The sequence below is a fragment of the Streptomyces sp. NPDC048331 genome, assembly GCF_043201215.1.
Classification (GTDB): Bacteria; Actinomycetota; Actinomycetes; order Streptomycetales; family Streptomycetaceae; genus Streptomyces.
The window spans coordinates 228,924-239,662 of record NZ_JBICYT010000002.1; the positions used below are offsets into that span (position 1 = coordinate 228,924).

Consider the following 10,739-nt stretch of genomic DNA (forward strand, 5'->3'; position numbering starts at 1 on the left):
CGGAGGCTCCTAGTGGAACTGCTCTTCCTCGGTGGAGCCGGCGAGCGCGGTGGTGGAGGAGGCCGGGTTGACCGCGGTGGAGACCAGGTCGAAGTAGCCGGTACCGACCTCGCGCTGGTGCTTGACGGCTGTGAAGCCCTGGGCCTGGGCGGCGAACTCGCGCTCCTGAAGGTCGACGTACGCCGTCATGCCGTGCTCGGCGTAGCCGCGGGCCAGGTCGAACATCCCGTGGTTGAGCGAGTGGAAGCCGGCCAGGGTGATGAACTGGAAGCGGTAGCCCATCGCGCCCAGCTCCCGCTGGAACTTGGCGATCTGGTCGTCGTCCAGCGCGGCCTTCCAGTTGAAGGAGGGCGAGCAGTTGTAGGCGAGCATCTGGTCCGGGTACTGGGCGTGGATCGCCTCGGCGAACTCGCGGGCCTGGGCCAGGTCGGGCGTGCCGGTCTCGACCCAGATGAGGTCGGCGTACGGGGCGTACGCCAGACCCCGGGCGATGACCGGGGCCATGCCGTTCCGCACGTGGTAAAAGCCCTCGGCGGTGCGCTCACCCGTGCAGAACTCCGCGTCGCGCTCGTCGACATCGCTGGTCAGCAGGGTGGCCGCGAGGGCGTCGGTGCGGGCGATGATCAGCGTCGGGGTGTCCGCGATGTCGGCGGCCAGGCGGGCCGCGTTCAGGGTGCGGATGTGCTGGGAGGTGGGGACGAGGACCTTGCCGCCGAGGTGGCCGCACTTCTTCTCGGAGGCCAGCTGGTCCTCGTAGTGGATCCCTGCCGCACCCGCCGCGATCATCGCCTTGGTCAGCTCGAAGGCGTTCAGCGGTCCGCCGAAGCCGGCCTCGGCGTCCGCGACGATCGGGGCCAGCCAGTCCGTCGTGTCGGTGCCTCCCTCGGCGGTGGCGATCTGGTCGGCGCGCAACAGCGCGTTGTTGATCCGACGCACCACCTGGGGCACGGAGTTGACCGGGTACAGGCTCTGGTCCGGGTAGGTGTGCCCGGCCTGGTTGGCGTCGGCGGCCACCTGCCAGCCCGAGAGGTAGATGGCCTGCAGCCCGGCCCGGACCTGCTGGACGGCCTGGCCGCCGGTGAGGGCGCCGAGCGCGTGGATGTAGTCCTGCTCGTGGAGCTGTCGCCACAGCCGCTCGGCGCCGCGCCGGGCCAGGGTGTGCTCCTCGCGGACGCTGCCCGAGAGCCGCACCACGTCCTCGGCGGAGTACGTCCGCTCGATCCCTGCCCACCGCGGGTCGTCGGCCCAGCGCTGCTTGAGCTGCTCGGCCGCCGCCGTCGTGTTCGCCTCTGCCATGACCGTCACCGTTTCCGTCGTCGCTTGTCTTGCCAATGCCCCCGACAGGGATCCACGCATTGACACTCTGTGCCTGATGAAGAAGGCGCGGCCGCCGAACCCGCCCGTGGGCCGGAGCTGAGCAATGCTGCCGATCGGCCAGGAGCGGACGGCCAGACCACCGAAATCAGGGCATGAATCGAGGTTCTGGGGTCCTTCCCGGCCACCGGTTCCGGCTGGCCGCAGGACTGACTCTGACACTGGCACTGGGTGCCATCAAGGAGGTACGTCTGCCAAGGTTTGCGAATCTTCGAGGCTGAAATTGCCAAGCTTGCGAAGGTTACCGATGAGTCAGGTCGCCGTATGCTGACGGGATCCGTCCGACGGTGGAGGAGTCCGGTGAGCAAGACCTACGCGGGAGCACGCCTGCGGCGGCTGCGCGAAGAGCGGCGCATGACGCAGGCCGACCTGGCCAGGGTGCTGGGCATCTCGCCCAGCTACCTGAACCAGATGGAACACGACTCCCGCCCGCTCACCGTCCCGGTGCTGCTGCGCCTCACCGAGGCCTTCGGGGTGGACCCCGGGTTCTTCTCGGAGCGCGACACCAGCCGCATGGTCGCCGACCTTCGCGAGGCGCTGGCCAAGGAGGTCGCCGAAGCCCGCGTCTCCTCCTCCGACCTGGCCGAGCTGGCCACGCGGATGCCCGCGGTCGCCGCCGTCCTGCTGGACCTCGGGCGACGCAGCCAGCTCCTGGCAGAGCGGCTCGCCGACGCGGCCGAAGGCCGTGGGGGCCCGGCGGAGGCGCCGCGCTCTCCCCACGAGGAGATCCGCGAGTTCTTCTACCGGCGGCAGAACTACCTCCACGACACCGACCTCGCCGCCGAGGACCTGGCCCGCGAGATCCGCATCCGCCCCGGGGACGTCATCCGCGCCCTGACGCACCGCCTCACCGACCGACACGGGGTGAGGATCGCCGCAGACTCCGACAGGCTGCACCACTACGACGCCGATGGCCGCGCCCTGCACCTGTCGAGCAGGCTCCGCCCCGGCCAGCAGGCCTTCCGGATGGCCACCCAGCTCGCCCTCCTCGAGTACGGGGACGAGCTCGACCGCCTGGCCGCCGAGGACTTCCCGGCCGGGTCCGAGGCGCGCCCTCTGGCCCGGATCGGCATCGCCAACTACTTCGCCGCCGCGCTGATCCTCCCGTACACGGCCTTCCACACGGCCGCCGAGGAGTTCCGCTACGACATCGAACGACTCACCGACCACTTCGGCCTCGGCTACGAGACGGTCTGCCACCGCCTCAGCACCCTCCAGCGCCCCAGGCTGCGCGGCGTCCCGTTCTCCTTCGTACGCGTGGACAGGGCCGGCAACATGTCGAAGCGGCAGTCCGCCACCGGATTCCACTTCTCCCGAGCGGGCGGCACCTGCCCGCTCTGGAACGTCTACGAGGCCTTCGCCGCGCCCGGCCGCATCCACGTCCAGGTCGCCGCCATGCCCGACGGACAGCGGTACCTGTGGACCGCCCGCGCCGTCACCCGCCACCGCGGCGGCTGGGGCGAACCCGGCAAGACCTTCGCCATCGGCCTCGGCTGCGAAATCCGTCATGCCTCCCGGCTCGTGTACGCCGACGGGCTCGACCTCGACAACACGGCGGCCGCCACCCCGATCGGCATGGGCTGTCGCCTCTGCGAGCGCCTCGACTGCCCGCAGCGGGCGGTCCCCCCACTCGGCCGTGCCCTCGCCGTGGACGAGAACAGCAGCACGTTCGTCCCGTACCCCGTCATCGGCGCGTCCTCGTCACCCCGCAGCTGACGCACCTGGCATCGGCCCAGGCCTCGCGGACACGTCCCCAACCCCCTACCAGCTGTGGCGGTCATGGAACCCTCGGCATATCCCGAACCCGACGTACGTCTGGCGCGCCTCGCGCAGGTGGTCGGCCTCCCAGCCACATGGCCTCCGACCGATAAGCTCCTCGACGAACTCGCGAAGCGGACCGGGCTGCGCACCCACGACCTCCTGCTCATCGCGGACCTCCCCGTGCCCGCGACGGCGTGGCTCTTCGACGAGACGGCCGGCGCTTCCAGTTCCATGGTGTCGCGTTCCCTTGCTCTGCCCCCGTCCGGCAGGCACCTGTTGCGCACCCGTGCACGCTCCATGACCGCGCCGGCGGGCACGCTCACGCCTTGGAAACCCCGCCCGTACGAGCAGTACCCACTGGGCTTCGGCTCCCTCCTCCTGCGGATGCTCGCGCTCCGTAACCTGAACTGGTCTGGGGCAGCCAAGGTCATGTGCCTGATGTCCGGTGTGTGCAAGGCGGCCTCGACCATCGGCGCGGTGGGACGAGGTGCCAAGGAACTCGATGCGGAGATGCTCGACGGCTTCGCGGCGACGCTCGGCATACGGGTCGCCGTGCTGGCTGGGCTGACCGACGTCCGCCCATCGGCCGAGCCTTGCGAACCTGCGCCCGAGGTGGTCGACACGGCCTTGCTGATCTGGGAGGTCCGGCAGCTGACCTGGGACCAGGAAGGTGCGCTCGCCGAGTACGCGCAGGTGCTGGGCGGGACGTGAAACCGTCCGGGACGCCCGATCACCCGCTCTTGAACACCGGGTAGGGAACGTACGTCTGCCGGTCGGGGTCGACCGCGAGGCGGCCGCCGGCCGGCGGCCTGGCCCGCTGGGCGCAGTCGCGGCGCTCGCAGATCCGGCAGCCGAGCCCGATCGGCGTCGCAGCCGACTGTTCCACCACCGCGAGACCCTCGGCGTAGACGAGCCGGGACGCGTGGCGGAGCTCGCAGCCCAGCGCGACGGCGAACTCGGCCCGGCGGGCACGATGGCCGTAGCCTCCGCGGGTCACAGTGCGGGCGATCCAGAAGTACTTCTTGCCGTCCGGCATCTCCGCCACTTGGGTCAGGATCCGGCCCGGGGCCGAGAACGCCTCGTAGACGGTCCACAGCGGGCAGGTCCCGCCCAGCCTGGAGAAGTGGAAGTCGGTCGCGGACTGGCGCTTGGAGATGTTCCCGGCCCGGTCGACCCGCAGGAACGAGAACGGGACCCCGCGCTGTCCGGTGCGTTGCAGGGTGCTCAGCCGATGGCAGACCGTCTCGAAGCCGACCCCGAAGCGTGCCTGGAGGAGCTCGATGTCGTAGCGCAGTTCCTCGGCCGCTGCCCGAAAGGGCCCGTAGGGCATCAGGAGGGCGCCCGCAAAGTAGTTCGCCAGTCCGACCCTGGCCAGTCCGGACGACGCCTCGGAGTCGAACTCGGTGTTGGCCACCAGGGAGTCGAGCAGCGGACCGTACGCCAGCAGCGCCAGCTGGGTCGCGAGCTGGAAGGCACGCTGCGCGTCGGTCAGCCAGGGCGACAGGAACAGCAGGCCACGTTCGCGATCGAAGCGGCGGGCGTCCGAGGACCAGTCCGGAGCACCGTCGAAGAGGGTCACCCCGTGCCGGGTGGCGAGGACTTTCGCGAGGCGGTCCGCCGTGCGGGACACGGAGCCGCCGCCCAGGGCCGTTGCGACGGCTTCCGCTTCGGTGTCGAGCGCGTCGAAATGGTTGTGGTAGGCGTAGAAGAAGTCCCGTACTTCGTCATGCGGTTCGGCGCGCACCACGACCGCCGAGTCCCCGGGCGGGGCCAGAGCGGCGACCTGCTCGGCCGCGTCCCGATAGCGGTGGTGGAGCGCGACGAGGGCCTTCGCGATGTCCGGGTGGTCACGGGCCATGTCCGCGATCTCCTCGGAGGCCACCGAGACCCCGCCGGCCTCGTCCGCCAAGGCGGCGCGCAGATCGGTGGTGAGGCGTTCCTCGTCGGCTTCGGAGAAGAATTCGGGGTCGACCCCGAACACCTCGGCGATCTTCAGCAGAACCGGAGCGGTGAGCGGCCGCTGGCTGTGCTCGATCTGGTTCAGGTAGCTGGTGGACAGGTCCAGGGCACGGGCCAGCTCCACCTGGTTCATGCCCCGCTCGCGTCGCAGCCTGCGCAGTTTCGCGTGGGCGTAGATCTTCCGTCCGGCCGTACGTCCCATGTGGCGACAGCGTCCCTTCCACCCGTTCCTCTCTTGCGAAGGTAGCACTCGCCTCTTTCGCAAGATTCGCAGATTCGCAGCATTTGAAGGTACTGATTCCGCAGGTTGGAGCTGTCGCATCGGTTCCGAATGCGGGGAAGGGTGAGGCATCGAAACCTTCGCATCCCGCACCCGAGGAGTTCCATGATCGAGCACGAGGTACGCGTCCATCCCAGCGCCGACCGTCTTCCGCGCGAGCGGCAGCTCGCCTGGAAGCTGGCCGAGGCGGCAACCGGCACGGAGCCGGGCTCCGTCCTCGATCCGCAGGCCGCCGACATGGCGGTGAACCGGATCGTGGACAACGCCTCCGTGGCCGTGGCCTCCCTGCTGCGTCGCCCCGTCGCGGTGGCCCGGGCCCAGGCCGCCGCCCACCGGGCGGTGCCCGGAGCCTCCGTCTTCGGGCTGCCGCCGGAAGCACGGGTCTCCCCCGAATGGGCGGCCTGGGCCAACGGCACGGCCGTGCGCGAGCTCGATTTCCACGACACCTTCCTCGCCGCCGACTACTCCCACCCGGGCGACAACATCCCGCCCCTGCTGGCCGTCGCCCAGCACACAGGCCGCTCGGGTGCCGATCTCCTGCGCGGGATCATCGCCGCGTACGAGGTGCACGTCGCCCTGGTCCGGGGCATCTGCCTGCACGAGCACCGGATCGACCACGTCGCCCACCTCAGCGCCGCAACCGCCTGCGGGCTCGGGGCGATGCTGGACCTCGACACCGCGACCGTCTACCAGGCGGTCCAGCAGGCGGTGCACACCACTACGGCCACCCGGCAGTCCCGCAAGGGAGAGATCTCCAGCTGGAAGGCCTACGCCCCGGCCTTCGCCGGGAAGGCCGCGATCGAGGCCGTCGACCGGGCCATGCGCGGCGAGAACTCCCCCTCGCCGATCTACGAAGGAGAGGACGGCTTCCTGGCCAGGATGCTGAAGGGGCCGCAGTCCTCGTACACGGTCTCGCTGCCCGCCGCAGGAGAGTCCCGGCACGCGATCCTGGACACCTACACCAAGGAGTACTCGGCCGAGTACCAGGCGCAGGCGATCATCGACCTGGCCCGTCGGATGCGGGAGAAGACCGGCCCGACCGCAGGAATCCGCAAGGCCGTCCTGCACACCAGCCACCACACCCACCACGTGATCGGATCCGGCTCCGGCGACCCGCAGAAGTACGACCCGACGGCCAGCCGCGAGACCCTCGACCACTCCATCCCGTACATCCTCGCCGTCGCGCTGGAGGACGGCACCTGGCACCACGAGCGGTCCTACGCCCCCGAGCGTGCCCAGCGGCCCGCGACCGTCGAGCTGTGGAAGAGGATCTCCACCGTCGAGGACCCCGAGTGGACCCGCCGCTACCACCACCCCGACCCGGAGCGCCGGGCCTTCGGCGGGCGCCTGGTCATCACTCTCGACGACGGCAGCGTCATCGAGGACGAGCTCGGTGTCGCCGACGCGCACCCGGCCGGCGCCCGGCCCTTCGACCGGGCCGCCTACACCGGCAAGTTCCGCACCCTGGCAGAGGGCATCGTCACGGCGGACGAGCAGGACCGCTTCCTCGACGCCGCCGGCCGACTCGCGGAGCTGGACACCGACAGGCTCGCCGCGCTGTTCCCCGTGGTCGACACGACCCGGACCACCGCCTACGACGGGACGCTCCCGAAAGGACTGTTCTGATGCTGCACACCCACACCACCGCGACAGCCAGGCGCCAGACCTTCCGCGAACAGCTCTCCTCGGGCCGGCTGCTGCGCATGCCCGGCGCGATCAACCCGTACTCGGCCCGCCTCATCCAGGAGGCCGGCTTCGACGGCGTCTACCTTTCGGGAGCGGTCCTCGCCGCCGACCTGGGGCTGCCCGACATCGGCCTGACGACCGCGACCGAAGTCGCGGCCCGTGCCCAGCAGATCACCAGGACCATCGACCTGCCTGCCCTCGTAGACGCCGACACCGGCTTCGGCGAACCTCTGAACGCCGCCCGCACCGTCCAGCTCATGGAGGACGCGGGCCTGGCCGGCCTCCACCTGGAGGACCAGGTCAGCCCCAAGCGTTGCGGCCACCTCGACGGCAAGGCGCTCATCCCCCTCGATGCGATGGTGCGCCGGGTACGGGCAGCCGTCGACGCCCGACGCGATCCGGACTTCCTCCTGATGGCACGCACCGACGCCCGCTCCGTCGAGGGCCTGGAGGCGGCGATCGACCGCGCCAAGGCGTACGTGGACGCGGGGGCGGATGCGATCTTCCCGGAGGCCCTGGGCAGTGAGGCCGAGTTCGAGGCCTTCCGCAAGGCCGTCGGCGTACCGCTTCTGGCCAACATGACCGAGTTCGGCAAGGGCCCCGTGCTGTCCGCCCGCGCGCTGGAAGACCTCGGCTACAACCTCGTCATCTACCCCGTGACCCTCTTCCGCCTCGCCATGGGCGCGGTCGAGGCCGGCTTGCGCACGATCGCCGAAGAGGGGTCCCAGGAGTCCCTCCTCCCCGGTATGCAGACCCGCTCCCGCCTGTACGAGGTCCTCGACTACGGCGCGTACAGCGCCTTCGACGGAAACGTCTTCGACTTCACCCTGCCGCCCGGCAGCTGACCCCACCGGAGTGAGCCATGACCGCCACCATCCCTGAGGTCCACCGCGGCCTCGCCGGCGTCGTCGTCGACACCACCGCGATCTCCACGGTGATCGAGGAGACCAACTCCCTGACGTATCGAGGCTATCCGGTGCAGGAGCTGGCCGCGCACCGCTCCTTCGAGGAGGTCGCCTACCTGCTGTGGCACGGCGAGCTGCCGGACGTCGGCGAGCTGGAGCGGGTCCGGGCCCGGGAGCGGGCCCTGCGCCCGCTCGACCGCACCACGGCCGAACTGCTGGCCGGCCTGCCCCGGACCTGCCACCCCATGGACGTCCTCCGCACCGCCGTCAGCTTCTTCGGCGCGGAGGACCCCACCGAGGACGAGGAGGGCACCGCCGGCCATCTGACCAAGTCGCTGGGCCTGCTCGCCAAACTGCCGGTGGTCGTCGCCGCCGACCACCGGAGACGGCTCGGGCAGGACCCCGTCCAGCCGGATCCGGACCTCGGCTATGCGGAGAACTTCTTCCACATGTGCTTCGGCTCCGTACCCGCCCCCGAGGTGGTGCGCTGCTTCGAGATCTCGATGATCCTCTACGCCGAACACAGCTTCAACGCTTCGACCTTCACCGCCCGCGTCGTCACCTCCACCCTCTCCGACCTCTACAGCGCGGTGACGGCGGCGATCGGCGCACTGAAAGGTCCCCTGCACGGCGGCGCCAACGAAGCGGTCATGCACATGTTGCGGGAGATCGGAGACCCCGAGCAGGCCGCCGACTGGCTGAACCGGGCCCTGACGGAGAAGCGCAAGATCATGGGCTTCGGCCACCGTGTCTACAAGCACGGCGATTCCCGCGTTCCGATTATGCAGGAGGCCACCGACCGGCTCGTCGCCCGGGCCGCGAACACGGAGGTGACCCGGCTCGCCGCACTGCACGCTGCCCTGCGCCACGCGATGATCGGCCGCAAGGGCATCCACCCGAACCTGGACTACCCGGCCGCGCTCGCCTACCACCTGATGGGCTTCGACGTACCCATGTTCACTCCGCTGTTCGTCATGAGCAGGGTCACCGGATGGACGGCCCACATCACCGAACAGCTCGCCCACAACGCACTGATCCGCCCCCTGGGCATCTACAACGGCCCGGAGCAGCGCCCGCTCCCCCAGACAGTCTGAGCGATCGGGCAGCGATGACCGGAGCCCTGCCTCCCCGCATGTGCGGGAAGACAGGGCTCTCTGGAACCGGCTGCGGGTTCCTTGATCAGCTGAGAACCGACGACGGCCGAGCAGCCGCCGACTCCGTACCTGCAGGATCGGTGCGCTGGGCCAGGAGCCGCTGGGCGAGGATGCCGAAGACGATCCCGAACACGGCCCACAGCACGAGCTGGACCGAGATGGATGCGACCCGGAAGTCCCACAGCAGGGCCGCGGGGAACTCGTCCTTGACGGCATCGGTGTTGTCCGGGAGCACCAGGAAGGCCAGTCCGGTGGCGACGACGAAGCCCGCCCCAGCCGCCAGGGTCGCGTTCCAGTTGCCCAGGCGCGGCGCCAGGCGCCGGCCCAGGACGATCGCGCCGACGCCCAGCAGGACGCTGAGCAGGATCATCAGGAAGAACAGCGTGGTGCGCTGGCCGATGGTGTCCGGGTTCCCGACGGCCGGCGGGGTCGCCGGGTACTTCAGGAACGGCACCATGTAAACCAGCGTGAACGCGCCCCCTGCGGTGAGGGCGGCCGTGGCCCGGGGGCCGAACCGGCCCACGCGGCCCAGGGCGAAGGAGAACGCGAGGGAGGCGATGCCGCCCAGCGCGACCCCGTAGACCAGCACGCCGGTGGCGAGACCGACGGTGGACTGCACGGGCCGGCTGACGAGTTCTTCCTCTTCCTCCGCGGCGGCGGGGGCGTCGCCGCCGCCGTGACCGGCGTGGCCGGCCGCGGGAGCGGCTTCCTTGGCGGCCGCGGCCTCCTCGACGGCGATGGAGCCGCGTACCGGGGGCTCACCGACCACATAGGCGACGGCGAAGGCGAACAGACCGGCGATCAGGCCCGCGAGCATGCCGCGGACCAGCAGACCTCTGACAGTGGAGGCGTACATGATGTGCGTGCCTCTCAGTGGCAGGGGAAGCCGAGCAGGTGACGACCGTCGTGCACCCACTCGTGCACGCCCTCGCCGGAGAACACGGCGGTGGCACCCTGCTCCGCGCCGACGAAGTACAGGGCCACGAGCATCAGCAGCCCGACGAACAGCGCCCAGGGCAGGACCGCCTTCACGGGCAGCGGCGCCGAAGGCGAGAGGGCGGGAGCGGGTATGGCAGCGGAAGCAACGGCCTCGGCCATGGTGGAACCTCCTCGGGGAACAACGCGTCCCATACGGTGGTGCAGGACAACGGTCCGAGGGTCTGACTCGCTGCCACCGCCACCCCGGAGAGGGTGCCAGAGCAGCACACAGTGGCGCGACCGTGCCGGATTCACACCGGGCTTCCGTCTCGCCGTCGTCGCTATGTGTAGATGTCGGCGTGACGCTACAGCCTGCGGCCGATCCGGCCAAGGGGGTGAGTCCCTGATCACAGCGCATGCCCAAGGGCGGGGTTCGATGTCCATGTGCCGAAGCCAACCCGGATGGCCTCCGTGTGTGACCGCCGTAGGGTGATCATCATGGCCAGTTCCCCAGTTGATCAGGAGACCGAGAACCCCTTCGACTCAATCAGGGTCGGCGATGTCCGCGAAATCGTCCGCGAGGGCGACAAGATCACCGTACGGATCGTCGCGGTCGACCTGACACGTCAACGGCTCTCCCTGTCCTGCCGGGGCCTTCAGAACAGCGGAAGGCCCCGGCAGGACGAACACCGTTGAGGACGC

At 70.1% G+C, this 10,739-nt stretch carries 10 protein-coding genes and 1 riboswitch; of the genes, 6 read left to right on the forward strand and 4 right to left on the reverse strand.

The features are described from left to right. Positions 1–9 precede the first annotated feature (9 nt). Positions 10–1,296: an isocitrate lyase gene (gene aceA / locus ACGFYY_RS04550; RefSeq protein WP_393707056.1), complete on the reverse strand. Its 1,287-nt coding sequence runs from the start codon at positions 1,294–1,296 to the stop codon at positions 10–12. 378 nt (positions 1,297–1,674) lie between these two features. Between aceA and ACGFYY_RS04555 the strand changes: the two genes are divergently transcribed. Together ACGFYY_RS04555 and ACGFYY_RS04560 are read left to right on the forward strand one after the other, a co-directional pair. Continuing rightward, positions 1,675–3,090, forward strand: coding sequence for a short-chain fatty acyl-CoA regulator family protein (locus ACGFYY_RS04555; RefSeq protein WP_393707058.1), 1,416 nt, complete (start codon positions 1,675–1,677; stop codon positions 3,088–3,090). A 63-nt stretch (positions 3,091–3,153) separates the two neighbouring features. After that, positions 3,154–3,846: a hypothetical protein gene (locus ACGFYY_RS04560; RefSeq protein WP_393707060.1), complete on the forward strand. Its 693-nt coding sequence runs from the start codon at positions 3,154–3,156 to the stop codon at positions 3,844–3,846. 19 nt (positions 3,847–3,865) lie between these two features. Here ACGFYY_RS04560 and ACGFYY_RS04565 read toward each other — a convergent pair whose 3' ends face one another. Beyond that, positions 3,866–5,296 (reverse strand): short-chain fatty acyl-CoA regulator family protein, encoded by a 1,431-nt coding sequence (locus tag ACGFYY_RS04565; RefSeq protein ID WP_393707062.1) that lies wholly within the window; start codon positions 5,294–5,296, stop codon positions 3,866–3,868. A gap of 183 nt (positions 5,297–5,479) precedes the next feature. Here ACGFYY_RS04565 and ACGFYY_RS04570 point away from each other — a divergent pair, with 183 nt between their 5' ends. The 3 genes from ACGFYY_RS04570 to ACGFYY_RS04580 are packed head-to-tail and all read left to right on the forward strand — an operon-like array spanning position 5,480 to position 9,059. Then, entirely contained in the window at positions 5,480–7,000 is a 1,521-nt protein-coding gene (locus tag ACGFYY_RS04570; RefSeq protein ID WP_393707064.1) for an MmgE/PrpD family protein, read from the forward strand. Further along, on the forward strand, positions 7,000–7,905 hold the full coding sequence (gene prpB, locus ACGFYY_RS04575; protein WP_393707066.1) for a methylisocitrate lyase: 906 nt from the start codon (positions 7,000–7,002) through the stop codon (positions 7,903–7,905). Before ACGFYY_RS04570 ends, prpB begins: the two co-directional genes overlap by 1 nt. 17 nt (positions 7,906–7,922) lie before the next feature. Continuing rightward, positions 7,923–9,059 (forward strand): bifunctional 2-methylcitrate synthase/citrate synthase, encoded by a 1,137-nt coding sequence (locus ACGFYY_RS04580; RefSeq protein WP_393707067.1) that lies wholly within the window; start codon positions 7,923–7,925, stop codon positions 9,057–9,059. Positions 9,060–9,144: 85 nt separating this feature from the next. Here ACGFYY_RS04580 and ACGFYY_RS04585 read toward each other — a convergent pair whose 3' ends face one another. Together ACGFYY_RS04585 and ACGFYY_RS04590 are read right to left on the reverse strand one after the other, a co-directional pair. Further along, a complete protein-coding gene (locus ACGFYY_RS04585) occupies positions 9,145–9,975 on the reverse strand; it encodes a CbtA family protein (RefSeq protein ID WP_393707068.1) in 831 nt (276 codons plus the stop codon). Positions 9,976–9,989: 14 nt separating this feature from the next. Then, on the reverse strand, positions 9,990–10,217 hold the full coding sequence (locus ACGFYY_RS04590; protein WP_371680360.1) for a CbtB-domain containing protein: 228 nt from the start codon (positions 10,215–10,217) through the stop codon (positions 9,990–9,992). A gap of 60 nt (positions 10,218–10,277) precedes the next feature. Then, a riboswitch (cobalamin riboswitch) is annotated at positions 10,278–10,363 on the reverse strand. Between the two features lie 172 nt (positions 10,364–10,535). On the opposite strand from ACGFYY_RS04590, the gene ACGFYY_RS04595 reads away from it, so the two are divergent. After that, positions 10,536–10,733: a hypothetical protein gene (locus ACGFYY_RS04595; RefSeq protein ID WP_393707069.1), complete on the forward strand. Its 198-nt coding sequence runs from the start codon at positions 10,536–10,538 to the stop codon at positions 10,731–10,733. Positions 10,734–10,739: the final 6 nt, after the last annotated feature.

Bases quoted from the DNA above. Each gene is read 5' to 3' on its own strand.
- aceA (WP_393707056.1), bottom strand. From the start codon at position 1,296: ATGGCAGAGGCGAACACGACGGCGGCGGCCGAGCAGCTCAAGCAGCGC.
- ACGFYY_RS04560 (WP_393707060.1), top strand. From the start codon at position 3,154: ATGGAACCCTCGGCATATCCCGAACCCGACGTACGTCTGGCGCGCCTC.
- ACGFYY_RS04565 (WP_393707062.1), bottom strand. From the start codon at position 5,296: ATGGGACGTACGGCCGGACGGAAGATCTACGCCCACGCGAAACTGCGC.
- ACGFYY_RS04570 (WP_393707064.1), top strand. From the start codon at position 5,480: ATGATCGAGCACGAGGTACGCGTCCATCCCAGCGCCGACCGTCTTCCG.
- prpB (WP_393707066.1), top strand. From the start codon at position 7,000: ATGCTGCACACCCACACCACCGCGACAGCCAGGCGCCAGACCTTCCGC.
- ACGFYY_RS04580 (WP_393707067.1), top strand. From the start codon at position 7,923: ATGACCGCCACCATCCCTGAGGTCCACCGCGGCCTCGCCGGCGTCGTC.
- ACGFYY_RS04585 (WP_393707068.1), bottom strand. From the start codon at position 9,975: ATGTACGCCTCCACTGTCAGAGGTCTGCTGGTCCGCGGCATGCTCGCG.
- ACGFYY_RS04590 (WP_371680360.1), bottom strand. From the start codon at position 10,217: ATGGCCGAGGCCGTTGCTTCCGCTGCCATACCCGCTCCCGCCCTCTCG.
- ACGFYY_RS04595 (WP_393707069.1), top strand. From the start codon at position 10,536: ATGGCCAGTTCCCCAGTTGATCAGGAGACCGAGAACCCCTTCGACTCA.